Here is a 15,389-nt window from a genome sequence, read left to right as displayed (position 1 = left end):
TGTTACAATCCAAAAAATTATAAAAAAATATTTTAATTTGTATTTTAGAATTTGCTTAAATAATAAAGTTAGCTATATTTGCACTATGGATAATATTTCGTGTATAAGACAACAGGCTGACATTAAACAAATCAATCGCTGTAAAAATCGAGTTTCAGAACTCCATGACTCCTTTGACTATTTATCGAATGGACTTGAATTGGCAGGGAATAATGTAAGGCTGAGAATTTTGTTTCTACTTTATGAAGAAAAACGACTTTGTGTTTGTGATTTAAGTGATATTCTTGGTATGACAATTTCAGCAGTTTCCCAGCACTTGCGAAAACTTAAAGACCGAAAGCTCATTGTAACCGAAAGAGAGGCACAAACCATTTTTTACTCATTGACAAAAGAGTATGAAAATATGCTGAACCCATTTTTTAAAATACTCGACGATAACAAAATTGTAGAAGCAATATGAAAACGGATAAGAAACTAATCGGGACCGGACTTTTGACAGCAATTGCAGCTTCATTGTGCTGCATTACACCCGTTTTGGCTATCATCGCAGGAACAAGCGGACTTGCTTCAGCTTTTTCCTGGCTCGAACCTTTCCGGCCATATTTTATCGGTTTAACAATTTTAGTGCTTGGTTTTGCATGGTATCAAAAGTTGAAACCACAAAAGAGAATTGACTGTAATTGTGAAATAACTGAAAAACCAAATTTTATGCAGACAAAATCATTTTTAGGAATTATTACCGTCATGGCGGTTTTACTTTTATCATTTCCAATTTATGCACACATCTTTTTTCCAAAGACTGAAAGTAAAGCAATTATTACCCAAACTTCCAAAATTCAGAAAGTTGAGTTTACAATTAAAGGAATGACTTGTTCAGGCTGCGAACATCACGTTAAAACAGAGATTAGCAAACTAAAAGGAATTGTCGAAGTTGTAGTTTCTTATGAGAAAGGAAACGCTATTGTAAGGTTTGACATCAAACAAACAAGTATAGAAGAAATCGAAAAAGCTATCAATTCGACAGGCTATAAATCACTAAAAAGTAAAACTATATCATAATGGAAATAAAGTTACAATCAATAATAACTTGTCCAAACTGTGGTCACAAAAAAGAGGAGACAATGCCAACAAATGCTTGTCAATATTTTTACGAATGCGAAAAGTGCAAAACAATGTTAAAACCTCTGGAAGGTGACTGTTGTGTCTATTGTAGTTTCGGTTCTGTAAAGTGCCCGCCAATTCAAGAAAATAAAAAATGCTGTTGAGTACCAAAACAGGCATTTTTTATGGCAATTTAAACGGTTTTTTTATGCTTTAAAAAGAATTACTATCAATTAAATAATAGAAATAAAGAGTTAGAGGGCATAGCCAGAAACTAAACCTCTTAAATTGATTACAAAGGGAAATGACTTATAGTTTCCCTTTTTTTATACCGCTGCTTCCTGGAACGGAATAATTTGATATTCGTGTCCTGGATTATAATAAGAATTATTCTTCCATAAGATAAAAGTCAATTCCAGTAATTTTCTTTGGATGGCAACAATAGCCTTCATTTTAATACCATGCCTTGAAACTAATCTTAAGAAAATATATCTGAACCTTTCATCAGTTCTTATTGCAGCCAATGCAGGAAAGTGCATTACCTTCCTTAAATTCCGATTGCCCCGCTTGGATATTCTTGGTTTGGATTTCACTGAGGTTCCAGATGTCTTTTCTTTTACATCTAATCCGGCATAACTGACCAGTTGTTTTTTATTCGTTATTAACTCAAATCCATTGGTTTCCGCGATAATGGTTACAGCCGTTAGATTTCCAATTCCCGGTATAGAAGATATTATCTTCATCTTTTCTACTAAAACTCTATCTCCATTGATAAGCTTAGTAATTTCCTTCTGTATCTCCTTTTCCTGTGCATTAATCAAAGCTATTCTTTTATTAGTTCGTTTTACTGATTTTTCACTTGTTGTTGCAGAAGTACGTTCTGCATGAAGTTGATTCTTCAACATTGTGCGTTCCTGCACTAGCTGCTCACGTTCCCGGCAAAGCTGTCTTAAATCATTGAATATTTTTGAAGGAGGCTGCCATATTTCCAACTGCCTTTCCAATCCAAATCTCGCTATGGCTTGTGAAGCGCTCTTGTCAGTAATAGTCTTTATGTCAAGTGTTCTCGCATAATTACTGATCTTGTTAGGTAAAACGATACTAATTTGTTTTTGAGTACTGCATAGATAATAGGCTAAGGATTCATGATAAACTCCAGTTGCTTCCATTATGTACCGCACTTCTGTCGCAGTTGACGTCTGCTTATTTACCCATGATACAAGGCTTAAAAACCTTTTTAGTATTGGGAAATACTTTGTAGGCATAAACTTCTATGCTGATCTGCTCATCCATTCGACCAAGCGATACAACTAATTCTTTTTGAGCAACATCAATTCCTACTGTCTGCTTTAATAATACCTTCATCTTATCTGGTTTAGGTAAGTGATAACCTTTTTTCATCTTTTCTCCTGACTAGATATACTGGCTACGCAACCCATAATTATGATTGAGTTCCTTACATTCTGTTCAGATTCTAAAAGGTTAAAGAAGAGGAGGCAGTCTCTTTTCTTGAATATACCATAAGGCTATTTAAAGCAAAATCTGCTCTCGCCCTTCTTCACTTAGATTATATTATACAAACATAGGAGAAGCAAAAGAATGTCGCACGGTTGATGGTCATCTATTAATTATCCTTCCATTCCTGGAATCCGTCGAACAGGTTCTCAATATTCTCAAATTCTATAAATGCGATAAGCTCTTTTTTCAGCTGGCTCTTAAACCCCCTGAGACAGTTAAATTCTTTTAATGTTATAACCGACAGCTCACCTATGGTATTTACCTCCAATAGCTCGAAAAAACTGTACATTCTTTTGCTAAAGGGAAAATTGCACTCGTTCAGTAGCTTTTCCAAATCCGGGACAGTGGCATTATCATGTTTCCCCATTATTCCACCCTCAGCCTCGCTGCACTTTTTTTCAGCTCCGTAAGGACTTTTTTGTAATGGTCAATATCATCAAGTACGCCGGTCACATTTTTTACTTTTCTAAAAGTATCTTGATAAATCTGCCTGATCCTCTCGTTGGTCAACCCATAAAGTTCAGACACCTCATTACTCGTCTTTTTTCGATCAACAACTTATGCATAATTTCATACTCCCGAACTGTCAGAACCTTTCTTGACATTTCGAGGTAAAATTTATTGGTTCGGTCGATAATACGATCGTCAAATTGTTTCATGAGCTTATAGCGTTACTATACTTACATCTTTAGGCTATAGTTTAAAACTGAAGGGATTATTGCAACAACTTACCTTCAGAAAATAAATATTTGATTGCCACATCTTTAACTGCTTCACTAAAATAATATTTCCCTGCTACTAATTGGTCAGCCGCTCGCTTAATCTCCTCGGGATCACAACCCTTTTGAAGGTATCCTTTTGCGCCTGCCGCCACCATCTTTACGACATTCTCCTCATCACCATGTACACTGAAGGCCAATATTTTGACCGTGGGATAGGACTGGGTTAATTGCCGCGCAGTGGCGAATCCATCCATTACAGGCATATTGATGTCCACGATACATAGCTTTGGCTTCTCAGGCAGAAGCGCTATTGCTTCAAGTCCTTCTTTTCCGTCTGCTGCCTGTAAAATAACCGTGTAATTAAAGCTTTCAAGATAATTTGCTACAGCATTGCGAAGCTTGGCATGGTCGTCAATTAAGGCAATCATAATTGGGCTATCGTTTTTCATTTCCTTGCATATTTGGCGAATAGTGCCGGATGAACAGACTTCAGGATTATACAGGTAGTTCGGCCAACAGCATTCAATAGTGTTGAAAGTTTGTGACTCTGTACGAATCAAAATGCCATGCCGGGTTTTGGAGGATGCCTTGTCCCTTCGGACTAATTAGATGGGATGCCATAAAAAAGTATGGCGCAGGCCACAACACTTACCGGCATTGAGGCACTGGTATGCCCGACCACGAATAAGCGAGCGCCCACGCCAATGGCATGAGCGTTCCTACTTATTGTCTCGCGGTCTTTAAAAATTACCAGTTTTCAATGTCGAGACTTAAAGCAAAAACACTTTAAGAGTTTTCTATATTTTACACAAACATAGTGACGTCTTTGATTTTATCCAATGTTTCTGTTAAAGAAAAGGTTATTAAACAAAATACCCCGAAAAGTATTTCGGGGTATATGCTCAACCTAATCGCTGCTATTAAACTGAAAACTGACCTGCCTTTCATTTCCAAAATTATCGGATATCCATACATCAAATGACTGCGACACAACAGATGCAGATGTATAATAAAGCCTGAATTGCAAATCAGGCAATTCATAGAGGTCATTCGGCAGGTAGGGCGGATCGTCAAAATACTGCAAAGTGCCCTGTCCTTCAAACTGGAAATAGCGAATAAAATAACGGGTATTGCTGTAATTTCCTGTGGGCTGGATGGTAAACCGTAACTCTACCGTCTGTTCGTCGGCAATCTCATCCGGAACCGGCATAACAGAAACCCCAAAAGGGAAGTTGTCCTGTATATTAAGTTCCTCTTCTTCACAGGAAGAATTTAAAAAACATCCTGCTGTTACCATTAAGAGTACCAATATTTGTTTACCTGTGTTTAAAATGTTTCTCATCTGCTTAAATATTAGAAATTAAATCGTAATCCTGCGCCAAGGGACGGTCGAAATTGTTCTAATGAAGTCCCCCCATAACATCCTGGCGCGACCCTGCAGTATCAATACCATGCTGTCGAACAAATAAACTTCACAAGACAACCTCCCGCCGGCCCCATAGACAAAGCCCTCATCGTTCAGAATTTTAGCCCTATCAAATAACATATCATTTCCGCGATTTATAGTTTCATAACCACCGACACCGGTTATAGCTGCGTAGAATGCCACAGCTTTTTTCCTGTCTGCCAGAAGGCTGAAACTATACCCGGCTTCCCCTAAGAACGTTTCCAAGGGTATATTTGTGCCTTTATAGGAGGCATAGCGATGGGAATACTCGGCTCCATACAATTGGTAATTGCCTCTCTTGGTCATAGCTGCCAGGGCTACTCCGACAAAGTAATTCTTGTGAGGACTGTCTGCTGAGAAGGTTCCAGCCGACACCTCCAATCCCATCTGGCCGGGAAGCATGCGCTGTGCATAGCCTGAAGTGACCAGCCATAAAACCAAAACTGTAAAAATTAACTTTTTCATATCAGCTTGCTTTATCGTTGCTTAATCTTCAGCTGCATGTCCTCAATGCGCCTGGCGCTGACAAGGTCTGAATTGTAAACTTCCAAAACCTGGTGCCTGCCACCGCTTTTCTCAAAAATCTCTATCAGCAGCACTTTATCATCGTCGATTGTAAACTGGTCCAAAAGGAAAACATTCTGCTCCCTGCTTTGCGACGTGATGGGCATAAGCGGCTTGTACATACGCAGAGCCGTGAGGTTTCTTTCCTGTGCAACGGTACGTTTCGCCACCTTTTTGTCAACCACTTTGAAGTTCACGAAGTCAATACGGAATGGGACATTTGTATTGTTGCGCAACTCCGTATGAAAATAAAAGCTGCCACGGTGAATGTATATTCCCTTAAGGAGGAACTGAATGCCGTAACTTTTAGACCCTATATGCCGTATCAGGCGTTTGTCCTTTTGGTATATTGTCTCCAGCAGCAGCCCGGCCACTGATGGGGAACTACTCCCAAGCTCTTCAAAAAGCACGTCGTTACTGGAGTTTCTTTGCAATGTCCTGCCCATTTTCAAAAGGTCGTAACTCAGTACATAAGGATACGGGCTGTAGTACACGTTGAAGCTGTAGAAACATCCGTCCTCAGTAATGACCGAGAAATTCGTTTCTTCCTCGAAGTCCCGAACTGCCGCCTTTACACGGAGCACATTGTCAGCATCCTCTGCCTTCCCCGCGACAAGGTAATCACTGCCCAAATCAATGTAACGGATGGCAGAAGGAAAGATCAGATGGCTGGTCTTATCGAAGGTGACCTCCATTTCATACGGTTCGATTTTTCCGATTTCAAGAAGGTTGGGATTTTGTGCAAATCCCTGCATAGCCGTAAGGCTGGTTAAGGCAATAGCGAATATTGCCACTACTTTTTGAATAGTGATTTCATCTTTTAAAAAAATTTAGTTTAAACGTTATTTTTTGGAAACAAGGAAGACTTGGTGACCCGCCTTAAGGGCGACTTTTTGGACCCTTACTTTTTTTGAAAAGTAACCGGAGACACCCTGGACGACACCCCTGCTAAGATCGGCAGCAATCTGCTGTCCTGCCGAGCGTGTGAGCATCATATTAGTGCCTGCTGTTTGGCTCATATTAGCTGCCATTTCGCTGGCTGCACCGACTTCAGGCGTTATTGGAACATTTAGCCCAAGTTGCCCGTCTATATCATACACCAGTATTTCTACCGGTATAATGTTGCCCTGATGCTCAATTGAAGAAATTTTTAATTGAAGGCGACCTCCCTGAAATTTAGCCGAGGCCGTCAACAAGGCTCCCTGAGGGATTGTCATGCTTGCAGCATGCGCGGTTTCGAGCAGCCTCAGCTTTACGTTTCCCTCCCCTGCAATGGTTTGGCTTTCGTGTACACAGGCACGGATACCGTTCCTGATTTGAGGTGTCTGCTGCTGCTTGACCGCACTGCGAAATACCGTTTGGTTTCCGGCTTGGTTGCGCGGGGAGGAAAAATTTATAACCGCTTCCTGCGGTAATGCGGAAACGACATTTTTCCTTTCCTGTCGGAACGCTACAAACGATTCTTTTGCGGTAGGCGCCGCAGAATCTTTTTTGTGGCCGGGCCTGTACCGCCCGGAAAATATTTTGCTGCCATCTCATAGGACTTTTCCATAAGGGCAAGCTGGTTCTGCATCGGATCCTGAACGGCTTTCTTTTGGGAGAGTTCTGCCTTCATCGCTTCAAGCTCCTTTCGCAATGCCTCATTCTCATCATTATTTTGATAAAACGAGCCAAGGGTGCTTTGTACATTGCGATAACTGCTTAATGCATTGCCGCCATTCTGCGGATCCGGCTGCTCCATGACTTCGGGTTCCGGCACCACCTCCTGTTTTGTAGAATCGGAGCTCCAATAATCAGACAGTGTCTGAAGCGATTTTCTTTTTTCCTGATCCCTTTTTTCCAGCAGTTCCTGCTCATAGGCTTTTTGCTTATCGGATTGCAATCCTGCATCGGTGGCCTGTGGTACAGCATCATTTATCCCCACCTTTTCCAAAGGGTTTTCATTTTCGCCCGATGGCGAAAATATCAGGTACATGCAGCCGAGGAATACTGCGCCCATCAGCGCGAATATTAGCGGCTTCCTAAGGCGTTCTGCTTTATTTATGTTCCCATCCGGAAGCTGTGCAGCTTCCTTTCCAGGGTTCCCTTCTGTAACCCTTACGACCTGCTTCTTTTTTCAGTCTCTTTCATAATTTATCGTTTATAGGTATGTAAAATTGTGTCCTTCATTTTATGTGAAGATTTAGAATTAAGCACCGGATTTTCAATATGCCTGTACTCCATCACCTTACCGGGCGAGCTGACATCGTATAAGTATCCAATGTAAACACCAACGCTGATAGCCAGATAAGCGGCAAAAAGCAAAACAGTAAATTTGCGTTGCCTGTCACGAGGCAGCGCCTGCCAGCGGGCTTCCTGCTTTTCCATCCACCGGCTGATTGAATCCCTCATTTTCATCGTTAAAATCTTAGCGTTCTATGGTTTCAATGTCGTTGTTCTGAAGGACACTGAATTTCTCAATAGTGAAACCTTGCGGGTTGCTGTCGGAACGAACCGAGTTAACAAGGCTGCATGAAGTTATCAGGCTCCGGTTGGTCACATTGCTGCTGCGGATAATGCTTTGCCTCGCATAGGTCGTTACAGCGTATGGATACTTATCAAAATTGCAGACAACACTATCAACTTCTATCCTTTGCTGTATATTCCCGGAAATGATCCTGTTGTAATATCCTTTCTCAGAAAGGTCTTTATAATAATCAAAGGCACTTTTATCTGCCAGGTTGAAAGCCCGTTTCATGTTGCTTTCTATGGCATTTTTTTCCGGCGCAAGGGTAAAGAACAGCTCATGAAAACGTCTTACGTGCTCGCGAGCTTCTACCGGCCTGTTGATTGACGCGTCCTGTGATAGGGCCAGCATCAGAGACTTGCCATTATCAAGGACATAAATTTTCTGTCTTTGTTCCTGTGCAAACTGATACGATTGCCAGACTGCAAATCCTGCTACAAGAATGCAAAGAGCTGCAAAGATTATGGCGTACAGCCTGATTTGCCTGAAGCTGTTTTCTATGTTCCTTAAAATTTTAAATTCCATCTTTTCTATTATTATTTGTTCATTAGCCTTCCGCTGATATTCCCGGCACCCGCCCCTGAGACTGCACCCGCAACGTTCCCTGTTTTTTGCGCAGCCTGGTTAACATTTCGGGTATAATTTCCTGCGCCGCCAGCCTGAATGATCCAGCCTGTAACCGTCGGGATGGTAAAATATCCGATGATGCCGATAATCATAAATATGATATAAACCGTAGATGAGCTGTCAGGAATGTAGTTGGGATCGGAAAGGCTCTCTATATCTTTCTGAAGGATCAGTGTCTGAATCTTTGCAAGCATAGCGCTGAAGAGGTCTGCAACAGGCAGCCACAGATACACGCTGATGTACCGCATCAGCCATTGCGTCAACGTGGACTGAAAACCTTCCCAAACCGATATGGCAAAAGCTATTGGCCCCAGTATCGAAAGCACAATGAGGAAAAATGTACGGATAGTATCAATAACCAGAGCGGCAGCTTTGAAAAGTATCTCAATAAACTCCCTGAACCCGTCCTTAATGCTTTTTTCAAGATTATACATTTCGCGCTCCAAATACATCCCTGACATTGTCATAAGGTCTCCGGGCGACCATCCCAATTCTTCGAGCTTCTTATCAAATTCTTCGTCTGAAACCAAATAAGCGGTCTCAGGATTTCGCATCATTGCTTCACGTTCCAGTTGATCTTTCTGCTGCTGTAGTGTATTAAGGTCAAACACCTGGCCTTCCAATATCCCATGCGTTCCGGTCACTACAGGGCTTAGCACTGCATTGATAGTTCCAAGCACCATAGTAGGAAAGAACATAATGCAAAGGCCTAGAGCGAATGGCCTAAGAAGTGGGAAAACATCTATGGGCTCAGCACGGCTCAGGGCCTGCCACACCTTAAGGGCTACATAAAACAGCGCTCCCAAACCGGCAAGCCCTTTGGCAATTGTCGCCATCTCTGCCGAAAGCGGTACCATTTCATCATAGAGTGACCGCAGTACCTGGTGAAGATTTTCGAATTCCATAACCTTATTAATTACCAGTATTTTTCATTTGGCCTGCCGTACAATTCCAATACCCTCTTTGTATCGTTTGCTTTCTTTGCACGGATAAGGCTTACTGAAATATTCTTATTGGTATAGTAGCGTACCAGGCTATGATACTGCTTTACTTCACCATAAACTTTGTCGATAATATCCATACGCTCTTTATCGTTCAGGGATAAGCTCGACGCAGTGATAATCTGCTTGAGTTCCTTCAGGAGCTCGGCGCTCTCGTTGAGCAGTTTGGAATAACCGAAGCCAATTGCATTGAGTTCCTGCGCATTAAAATTTGGATCGTTCATCATTTTTCCGAAATTCACAACATAAATCTCAGAAATGTCACCAACCATAAGAACTGTCAGCTGCACTTTACGGGCATCCTTCACCAGATTGTTCACTGCCTTAAGTGCGTCGTAGTATTCTTTACCCTGCTGATAGACCTTTTGCACTTCCTTGAAGCTGTCCAAAGTATTGGCAGCAGTGGCGGATGTCTGCACAATCTCCTGAGCGGTGTTGACAATTCCCTGAGCCAGGTTCGTCGGGTCGGAAACCACCCATTGCGCCCTCATCGGTGCGGTGGCAAACAGCGTTGCACCCAGCACCATAAACAAAAATTTTCTCATTGTATTTGATTTTTAAATTATTTGTACACTTATTATTTATCCCTTCTTTCTCCTGCGATCCGCTTTATTGCCAGTTCAACATTGCCTCCAAGTTCTGCGGCCAATTGCATGATTTCCAGTTTTTCAGTCTCTTCGGTAGTGTAAGCCAAGTATTCTTCAAGGCTTACCTCAGTCGCATATACCGCCGAATGTGTCCCGCCAAGGCCAATCCAGACTTCCTTGTAAAGACGGGTTGCATCATTGTTCATGTTTATGGAAAGTACCTGTGCCTTTTCCTTGTCGGTCAAACCAAGCATCGCTTGTATGTCATCGAATTTATTCATGTACTTCCGCTGGTCAAGGAGGATCTTGCAGTCGGAATTATTGATGATGCTTTCCTTTACAATTGGTGACTGGATGATATCATCCACTTCCTGGGTTACCACAATCGCTTCACCGAAGAATTTGCGGACAGTCTTGAAAAGGTACTTTATGTACTCAGCCATACCTTCTTTCGCTATGGCTTTCCATGCTTCTTCAATAAGGATCAGCTTCCGGATACCTTTTAGCCTTCGCATCTTATTGATGAAAACTTCCATAATGATGATGGTCACGATAGGGAAAAGTATCTTGTGGTCTTTGATGGCATCGATTTCAAAAACGATAAAGCGTTTGGAAAGCAGGTCGAGCTGCTTGTCAGAATTTAGCAGGTAGTCGTATTCACCGCCCTTATAATATGGCTCCAGTACGTTAAGGAAATTGGCAAGGTCGAAGTCTTTTTCCCTAACATGCTTTTCTTCCAGTACCTTACGGTAATCTGATTGCACATAATCATAAAAACCATTGAAGGATGGCCGCTCAGAACCATTTTTTATCTTTTCTATATAACCGCTCACGGCATTGGAGAGTGCCACCTCCTCAGAACGTGTCGGCGGCTCATCGTCTCGTTTCCATAGGGTTAGTATAAGCGTTTTGATACTTTCGCGTTTCTCGATGTCAAATACCCCATCATCGGTGTAAAAGGGGTTGAAAGCTATGGGATTGTCCTCAGTGTAGGTGAAATACACACCGTCGTCTCCTTTTGTCTTGCCTTTTATCAGCTCACACAAACCCTGATAACTGTTCCCCGTGTCCACAAGCAGCACATGCGCGCCCTGCTCATAATACTGACGTACCATGTGGTTGGTAAAGAAAGATTTTCCCGATCCTGACGGGCCCAGGATAAACTTATTCCTGTTGGTGATTATACCACGCTTCATAGGAAGATCCGATATGTCAAGATGGATAGGCTTTCCGGTGAGGCGGTCAGCCATCTTTATTCCAAACGGCGATGCAGAATTCTGGTAATTAGTTTCCTCTGTGAAAAAGCATAAGGCGGGCTCGATGAATGTATAAAAACTTTCCTCACTCGGGAAATCACCCGAATTCCCCGGAATACCCGCCCAGTACAGTGTCGCAACATCTGCGGTATTGTGCCTGGGTTTGCATTCCATAAGTGCCAATGCACTGCCTGTATCGTTTTTAAGCTGCTTAAACTCAATGGGGTCATCAGACCATGACATTACATTAAAATGTGCCCGGATAGAAGAAAGCCCGAAAGAGTGCGCTTCATTGAGATAGCGTTCGATCCATTCCTTGTTGATCTGGTTGCTTCGGCTGTAACGCGCGAGCGAATGCATGTTTCGCGCTGACTTTTCAAATTTCCTGAGGTTCTCCTCACTATTATCCAAAAAGATATACTGGTTGTAAATATGGTTGCAGCTGAGCAGCAACCCCACTGGTGCCGCGAAAGACAAGCGGCAATCACTTCGGTCAGTGGAAAGCTTTTCATAGCGCGTATCTGCCGCAACTGTACCGGGAAGGTCACCGGTATCGGATAAAGTGTGCAGGCATAGCCTGTTGTTCCCGATTCTCACTTCTTCAGCGCCCAGGGCTATGTCCTGCATCGGGGTGCCTGCCTCTCTGGACAGGGTGAAATACTGTTCCAGCAATCCCTGGACATCATCAGTACCGGCAATCTCCTCTTCAGTCAGCCGTTCAAGCTTTACAAAACCACTATCATTGATAATCCGCTCGAATTGGGCCACAGCCTCCATAAAGCGGTGCATGGCCTCCTTGTCCTGCATTTCCTTCGGGACGAGAGCTCCTTTGCAAAGGGTCGAAAAATTGCTCTGCATTCTCATGCGGTCCTTGGTAGTTTTGGTAATGAATACATAACAGTAGTGGTTCAGGAACGGCCGTTCGTTAAAATGCTGCTGATACGATTTGCCTAAAAAACTCAGGCCGTCTTCCGCAATGTTTGGAGCGTAGTTCTCTTTTATATACCAGTCCTGTTTATGGATCACAGTGTAGTCGGGCAATGTCTTAATCGCTTTATACCAGGCCGAATGAATTGCTTCATATTCAGCGGATGCTACCGTAAAGAGCTCAGGCAAATGCACCCTGAAGCAGGCAGTGACGTCAGCCTCTTTAGAGACGATGCAATTATTCTCGACGGCTAAAAGTGGAAACTTATATTCCAATGTGGCAGATTTGGAAATATTTTTCATAGTGAAGCTGCTTTAGGAGTTGTTTTTAGATAGCGCGGTATTGCCCTTCGGCAGATGATGTAGCGTGGGTGCCTCTTTCGGGCAGCAATTTTCATCAGGCCATGCTCGCCGTATTTTTTATTAAGGGCGAACGTTTGCCACACAATGAATGATGCCCCACCGGCTCCGATCCCAAGACAGATGTAAGAGCTTATCCCTCCGATATACAGCACCATGACCAATACCAGTATTCCAAGTAAGCCACCAGCGAATATGAACAGGTATTGGGCTTTCAGGCCCTTAAACTCCACTGTCCTGCCAATCCCTTTGTTTATATTATAATTATTCATAGACGCCGGGTTACAGGAAGAATGAGCGCAGTATCGTAGCAGCAACAATCAGGAAAATACAGGCACCAAACCAGCTCGCAGCCGTTTTGCTGGTATCCGGATCTCCACTACTGAACTTATTGTAAACCTTTACGCCTCCTATAAGGCCAACCACAGCGCCTATGGCATAGATCAATTGTGTAGCCGGGTCAAAATAGGACGTAACCATCTGTGTTGCTTCATTGATACCGGCCGACCCGTCGCCCTGAGCAAACACTGCGAATGCCGATAGGAACAGCAAACCTGTCAGCAATACTTTTTTTCTTTCTTTTAGCATGATTAATCACATTTAGAAATTATACTTATCCCGCTTACCGCGAGCTTCGGGACAAAGGTGTGATAGAAATAGAAGCACGAAAGCAAAGTTTCGCCGTAAGGAAATGATTGGCATCGGGAGGCGCTCTTGTGATGGATCTATTAAAAAAAAGCATCGGGATTACTCTCCGATGCTTTATCATACGTTTGCTATTGTCACATCCTTCGACCCTTGTTCCCGGGTTGCTGCGGTTCCTTCATTTGTTGCAATCCTTTTCTTTGCTCTTCCCGTTTCCGCTCTATAGAACGGTTGCTTTTAATGAGATCAACCAAAAAAGTTTCTTTCCACGGCACATGCCTGGCCTCGAATTGCATTGCCAGTCCATTTATCCGAAGCCCATGCTTCATGTCGAAGCCATACTTCCGGTTCCAGCCGATACGGTCCAGTAACCTTTCCGAAGGGAACTCTACGGTAATAATGTCCTTTGGCAGGCCTTTGATATTGCGGTAGTCCGGTTCCTGGAACTCGTGGGTTTTGGGATTGTATGGAATGGTATATGTCCTTTTATCTTCATCATAGTAATTCTCAATCGGAAAATTTAATTCCCCTGGAAAGGAAATCATCTTTGGGGCGCAACATATCCATACGGATATCCACATAGAAAATATGGCCACTTATTGTCAGGGTCGGCAATACCCCTTTATTTACCCTTAAATCAAAAGAGACAGGATCGACCAACAGGTCAAAATCTGTAGTGGCCTTAACCTGGTCAATACTTATACAGAAACGTTTCGCCATCCCTTCCGGATCCAGGACAGTGAATCCGGGCAACGCTATAACTGCATCCGTTCTCTGATAAAAGCCCGGTATATTCTTTCTTTCCTTATTGTAGTCAAAACGGTAGCCATCCCAAAAGTCAGCCATATCCGTGCAGGCGATTACATTCTCCGGGTTACCAACTTCGGTAAGCCGGAAGCTATTTACGTCCACATAAAAATCAGTTCCTTCAATGGTATAAATCGGCAGTTCGCTTTCCATATGAATTGTTTTAGATTAAAAGCAGGGTGTTTCTATCAATACGTTGGTAAAAAGATAAAAGGATTGATTACAAACTATAATCAATCCTTTTTTGCTTTGGCACTTGTCAGGCAAAATCGCCTATGTCAAAATTCTCTAAATAATTATTCCGCAAAACGGAAGAACCGGATCCCATTTCCGACCCCAGGCTTTTTTCCAGCAGCTTCGCGATTCTCTGCGAAGCGTCCGGCATCGCTTGTTCCAAAAGACTGAAAAGATCGGTTCCCTGAATCTTTTGAACAATATCCACTACTTGTCTTTCCAAGGCGGGCTCCAACGTTTCTTGTTGAAGCAACGCTTGCGTAGCGCTCAGTTCATCGAAGGTAACCCCTGTGGCAAAACCATCTTCGTCATTTGGCGGCCCGTAGCTGCTCCATTCCTCATCTTCTTCTTCATACAGGTCTGGCCCTTTGTCAAAAACTTCATCCAGCTCTTCCTGCGGAATTGCACTAAAACCTTCTTCCTTGGTTTCCATAGCAAAATTATGAGGTTGGGCCACCTGCTTTTCTTTTTGGCCTTCACGGGCGGCAATCGTCACAGAGTGTCTTTCCAATGGTTTCGGGCTACCCATTATTTCATGCTCAATTTTTGTGGATTCCGATGATTCATTCTTGTCGCGTTTCCATCTTATAACTATTTTATCCTGTAACAGTAATCCAATTACAGCCAGCAGGCATAGAATTATAATTGCTTCCATATCTATAAAATTGGTTTATATTTTTCATTAAAGCTTTTGGTTATCTGTTCCCCAAATTCCTGAAAATGATAATCCAACAGATTATCCAAATAGGCATAAATGGTAATTTTGTCTTCTCCGATCACCTGCACTATCCTTGAAAGTTTTTCATGGAAATCCGGCCTGATGTACACCGTCTTGCCATCACGGGCATTAGTTTCAGCCTTTTTAAAGAAAATGCTTTCGTAGTTCCCTTGCGATTTGTTCTTTGTCCTGTCTTTTTCCCTGACAGGTTGTGCCCGGGGCGGACCGATTCGATTTTCTTTGGCAAGGTCTGCCGGTTGCCCAGGTAATGTAAGGCCTTCCTTCTTTACGCCATCGACCATGAGGTTCATCATTGCTTCTTCATCGATATCGGAACCGGCTTTTCTTTTATTATTTTGGTCCATAGCA

23 protein-coding genes and 1 pseudogene are annotated in these 15,389 nt (G+C 42.7%); 3 read left to right on the top strand and 21 right to left on the bottom strand.

Annotated features, from left to right (window positions below; translation table 11 throughout):
- Positions 1 to 85 precede the first annotated feature (85 nt).
- Genes LRS05_RS16195 through LRS05_RS16185 form a run of 3 tightly spaced genes read left to right on the top strand, consistent with a single transcriptional unit; the run spans position 86 to position 1,265 of the window.
- Complete coding sequence (locus LRS05_RS16195) at positions 86 to 460, top strand: metalloregulator ArsR/SmtB family transcription factor (RefSeq protein WP_044216709.1); 375 nt, start codon at positions 86 to 88, stop codon at positions 458 to 460.
- On the top strand, positions 457 to 1,059 hold the full coding sequence (gene merTP, locus LRS05_RS16190) for a mercuric transport protein MerTP (protein ID WP_006801254.1): 603 nt from the start codon (positions 457 to 459) through the stop codon (positions 1,057 to 1,059). The genes LRS05_RS16195 and merTP overlap by 4 nt, the downstream gene beginning before the upstream one ends.
- Entirely contained in the window at positions 1,059 to 1,265 is a 207-nt protein-coding gene (locus tag LRS05_RS16185) for a GDCCVxC domain-containing (seleno)protein (protein WP_083820984.1), read from the top strand. Before merTP ends, LRS05_RS16185 begins: the two co-directional genes overlap by 1 nt.
- 162 nt (positions 1,266 to 1,427) lie before the next feature.
- Here LRS05_RS16185 and LRS05_RS16180 read toward each other — a convergent pair whose 3' ends face one another.
- From LRS05_RS16180 to LRS05_RS16090, 21 genes and pseudogenes are all read right to left on the bottom strand, one after another.
- Entirely contained in the window at positions 1,428 to 2,366 is a 939-nt protein-coding gene (locus tag LRS05_RS16180) for an IS110 family transposase (protein WP_257869198.1), read from the bottom strand.
- Positions 2,305 to 2,466 (bottom strand): hypothetical protein, encoded by a 162-nt coding sequence (locus LRS05_RS16175; protein ID WP_257869197.1) that lies wholly within the window; start codon positions 2,464 to 2,466, stop codon positions 2,305 to 2,307. Before LRS05_RS16175 ends, LRS05_RS16180 begins: the two co-directional genes overlap by 62 nt.
- A gap of 259 nt (positions 2,467 to 2,725) precedes the next feature.
- On the bottom strand, positions 2,726 to 2,908 hold the full coding sequence (locus LRS05_RS16170; protein WP_257869196.1) for a hypothetical protein: 183 nt from the start codon (positions 2,906 to 2,908) through the stop codon (positions 2,726 to 2,728).
- A 77-nt stretch (positions 2,909 to 2,985) separates the two neighbouring features.
- Positions 2,986 to 3,156: pseudogene (locus LRS05_RS17715) on the bottom strand (hypothetical protein); the annotation flags it as partial.
- A gap of 178 nt (positions 3,157 to 3,334) precedes the next feature.
- Positions 3,335 to 3,790, bottom strand: a complete 456-nt coding sequence (locus LRS05_RS16165; RefSeq protein WP_223053783.1) for a response regulator transcription factor — start codon at positions 3,788 to 3,790, stop codon at positions 3,335 to 3,337.
- Positions 3,791 to 4,248: 458 nt separating this feature from the next.
- Positions 4,249 to 4,683: a DUF3872 domain-containing protein gene (locus LRS05_RS16160; protein ID WP_223053784.1), complete on the bottom strand. Its 435-nt coding sequence runs from the start codon at positions 4,681 to 4,683 to the stop codon at positions 4,249 to 4,251.
- An 18-nt stretch (positions 4,684 to 4,701) separates the two neighbouring features.
- The gene (locus tag LRS05_RS16155; RefSeq protein WP_257869195.1) at positions 4,702 to 5,253 is read right to left on the bottom strand and encodes a conjugal transfer protein TraO; all 552 of its coding nucleotides are present in this window, start codon (positions 5,251 to 5,253) and stop codon (positions 4,702 to 4,704) included.
- An 11-nt stretch (positions 5,254 to 5,264) separates the two neighbouring features.
- Positions 5,265 to 6,146 (bottom strand): conjugative transposon protein TraN, encoded by an 882-nt coding sequence (gene traN, locus LRS05_RS16150; protein ID WP_257869194.1) that lies wholly within the window; start codon positions 6,144 to 6,146, stop codon positions 5,265 to 5,267.
- Between the two features lie 48 nt (positions 6,147 to 6,194).
- Positions 6,195 to 6,875, bottom strand: coding sequence for a conjugative transposon protein TraM (gene traM / locus LRS05_RS17395; protein ID WP_308224988.1), 681 nt, complete (start codon positions 6,873 to 6,875; stop codon positions 6,195 to 6,197).
- Positions 6,803 to 7,351: a hypothetical protein gene (locus LRS05_RS17390; RefSeq protein WP_308224955.1), complete on the bottom strand. Its 549-nt coding sequence runs from the start codon at positions 7,349 to 7,351 to the stop codon at positions 6,803 to 6,805. Before LRS05_RS17390 ends, traM begins: the two co-directional genes overlap by 73 nt.
- A gap of 134 nt (positions 7,352 to 7,485) precedes the next feature.
- Positions 7,486 to 7,743: a hypothetical protein gene (locus tag LRS05_RS16140; RefSeq protein ID WP_257869193.1), complete on the bottom strand. Its 258-nt coding sequence runs from the start codon at positions 7,741 to 7,743 to the stop codon at positions 7,486 to 7,488.
- A 16-nt stretch (positions 7,744 to 7,759) separates the two neighbouring features.
- Positions 7,760 to 8,383: a conjugative transposon protein TraK gene (traK, locus tag LRS05_RS16135; RefSeq protein ID WP_223053789.1), complete on the bottom strand. Its 624-nt coding sequence runs from the start codon at positions 8,381 to 8,383 to the stop codon at positions 7,760 to 7,762.
- Positions 8,384 to 8,394: 11 nt separating this feature from the next.
- Positions 8,395 to 9,390, bottom strand: coding sequence for a conjugative transposon protein TraJ (traJ, locus tag LRS05_RS16130; protein WP_223053790.1), 996 nt, complete (start codon positions 9,388 to 9,390; stop codon positions 8,395 to 8,397).
- Positions 9,391 to 9,401: 11 nt separating this feature from the next.
- Positions 9,402 to 10,031 (bottom strand): DUF4141 domain-containing protein, encoded by a 630-nt coding sequence (locus LRS05_RS16125; protein ID WP_223053791.1) that lies wholly within the window; start codon positions 10,029 to 10,031, stop codon positions 9,402 to 9,404.
- Positions 10,032 to 10,063: 32 nt separating this feature from the next.
- Positions 10,064 to 12,559 carry a TraG family conjugative transposon ATPase gene (locus tag LRS05_RS16120; RefSeq protein WP_223053792.1) on the bottom strand — a complete coding sequence of 832 codons (2,496 nt, stop codon included), beginning with the start codon at positions 12,557 to 12,559 and terminating at the stop codon, positions 10,064 to 10,066.
- Positions 12,556 to 12,888 carry a DUF4133 domain-containing protein gene (locus LRS05_RS16115; RefSeq protein WP_223053793.1) on the bottom strand — a complete coding sequence of 111 codons (333 nt, stop codon included), beginning with the start codon at positions 12,886 to 12,888 and terminating at the stop codon, positions 12,556 to 12,558. The genes LRS05_RS16120 and LRS05_RS16115 overlap by 4 nt, the downstream gene beginning before the upstream one ends.
- Before the next feature lie 10 nt (positions 12,889 to 12,898).
- Entirely contained in the window at positions 12,899 to 13,204 is a 306-nt protein-coding gene (locus LRS05_RS16110) for a DUF4134 domain-containing protein (protein ID WP_223053794.1), read from the bottom strand.
- A 194-nt stretch (positions 13,205 to 13,398) separates the two neighbouring features.
- The gene (locus LRS05_RS16105) at positions 13,399 to 13,806 is read right to left on the bottom strand and encodes a hypothetical protein (protein WP_223053795.1); all 408 of its coding nucleotides are present in this window, start codon (positions 13,804 to 13,806) and stop codon (positions 13,399 to 13,401) included.
- On the bottom strand, positions 13,769 to 14,221 hold the full coding sequence (locus LRS05_RS16100) for a hypothetical protein (RefSeq protein WP_223053796.1): 453 nt from the start codon (positions 14,219 to 14,221) through the stop codon (positions 13,769 to 13,771). Before LRS05_RS16100 ends, LRS05_RS16105 begins: the two co-directional genes overlap by 38 nt.
- 106 nt (positions 14,222 to 14,327) lie before the next feature.
- Positions 14,328 to 14,957 (bottom strand): conjugal transfer protein TraD, encoded by a 630-nt coding sequence (locus tag LRS05_RS16095; protein ID WP_223053797.1) that lies wholly within the window; start codon positions 14,955 to 14,957, stop codon positions 14,328 to 14,330.
- 2 nt (positions 14,958 to 14,959) lie between these two features.
- The gene (locus tag LRS05_RS16090; protein ID WP_223053798.1) at positions 14,960 to 15,385 is read right to left on the bottom strand and encodes a DUF3408 domain-containing protein; all 426 of its coding nucleotides are present in this window, start codon (positions 15,383 to 15,385) and stop codon (positions 14,960 to 14,962) included.
- Positions 15,386 to 15,389: the final 4 nt, after the last annotated feature.

Origin of the sequence: Flavobacterium sp. J372, from assembly GCF_024699965.1 — a bacterium.
GTDB lineage: Bacteria > Bacteroidota > Bacteroidia > Flavobacteriales > Flavobacteriaceae > Flavobacterium.
The sequence above is the reverse complement of the archived record's forward strand: the minus strand, read 5'-3'. Positions and strand labels throughout refer to the sequence as shown.

Bases quoted from the DNA above. Each gene is read 5' to 3' on its own strand.
- LRS05_RS16195 (WP_044216709.1), top strand. From the start codon at position 86: ATGGATAATATTTCGTGTATAAGACAACAGGCTGACATTAAACAAATC.
- merTP (WP_006801254.1), top strand. From the start codon at position 457: ATGAAAACGGATAAGAAACTAATCGGGACCGGACTTTTGACAGCAATT.
- LRS05_RS16185 (WP_083820984.1), top strand. From the start codon at position 1,059: ATGGAAATAAAGTTACAATCAATAATAACTTGTCCAAACTGTGGTCAC.
- LRS05_RS16180 (WP_257869198.1), bottom strand. From the start codon at position 2,366: ATGCCTACAAAGTATTTCCCAATACTAAAAAGGTTTTTAAGCCTTGTA.
- LRS05_RS16175 (WP_257869197.1), bottom strand. From the start codon at position 2,466: ATGAAGGTATTATTAAAGCAGACAGTAGGAATTGATGTTGCTCAAAAA.
- LRS05_RS16170 (WP_257869196.1), bottom strand. From the start codon at position 2,908: ATGTACAGTTTTTTCGAGCTATTGGAGGTAAATACCATAGGTGAGCTG.
- LRS05_RS16165 (WP_223053783.1), bottom strand. From the start codon at position 3,790: ATGAAAAACGATAGCCCAATTATGATTGCCTTAATTGACGACCATGCC.
- LRS05_RS16160 (WP_223053784.1), bottom strand. From the start codon at position 4,683: ATGAGAAACATTTTAAACACAGGTAAACAAATATTGGTACTCTTAATG.
- LRS05_RS16155 (WP_257869195.1), bottom strand. From the start codon at position 5,253: ATGAAAAAGTTAATTTTTACAGTTTTGGTTTTATGGCTGGTCACTTCA.
- LRS05_RS17390 (WP_308224955.1), bottom strand. From the start codon at position 7,351: ATGGGCGCAGTATTCCTCGGCTGCATGTACCTGATATTTTCGCCATCG.
- LRS05_RS16140 (WP_257869193.1), bottom strand. From the start codon at position 7,743: ATGAGGGATTCAATCAGCCGGTGGATGGAAAAGCAGGAAGCCCGCTGG.
- traK (WP_223053789.1), bottom strand. From the start codon at position 8,383: ATGGAATTTAAAATTTTAAGGAACATAGAAAACAGCTTCAGGCAAATC.
- traJ (WP_223053790.1), bottom strand. From the start codon at position 9,390: ATGGAATTCGAAAATCTTCACCAGGTACTGCGGTCACTCTATGATGAA.
- LRS05_RS16125 (WP_223053791.1), bottom strand. From the start codon at position 10,031: ATGAGAAAATTTTTGTTTATGGTGCTGGGTGCAACGCTGTTTGCCACC.
- LRS05_RS16120 (WP_223053792.1), bottom strand. From the start codon at position 12,559: ATGAAAAATATTTCCAAATCTGCCACATTGGAATATAAGTTTCCACTT.
- LRS05_RS16115 (WP_223053793.1), bottom strand. From the start codon at position 12,888: ATGAATAATTATAATATAAACAAAGGGATTGGCAGGACAGTGGAGTTT.
- LRS05_RS16110 (WP_223053794.1), bottom strand. From the start codon at position 13,204: ATGCTAAAAGAAAGAAAAAAAGTATTGCTGACAGGTTTGCTGTTCCTA.
- LRS05_RS16105 (WP_223053795.1), bottom strand. From the start codon at position 13,806: ATGATTTCCTTTCCAGGGGAATTAAATTTTCCGATTGAGAATTACTAT.
- LRS05_RS16100 (WP_223053796.1), bottom strand. From the start codon at position 14,221: ATGGAAAGCGAACTGCCGATTTATACCATTGAAGGAACTGATTTTTAT.
- LRS05_RS16095 (WP_223053797.1), bottom strand. From the start codon at position 14,957: ATGGAAGCAATTATAATTCTATGCCTGCTGGCTGTAATTGGATTACTG.
- LRS05_RS16090 (WP_223053798.1), bottom strand. From the start codon at position 15,385: ATGGACCAAAATAATAAAAGAAAAGCCGGTTCCGATATCGATGAAGAA.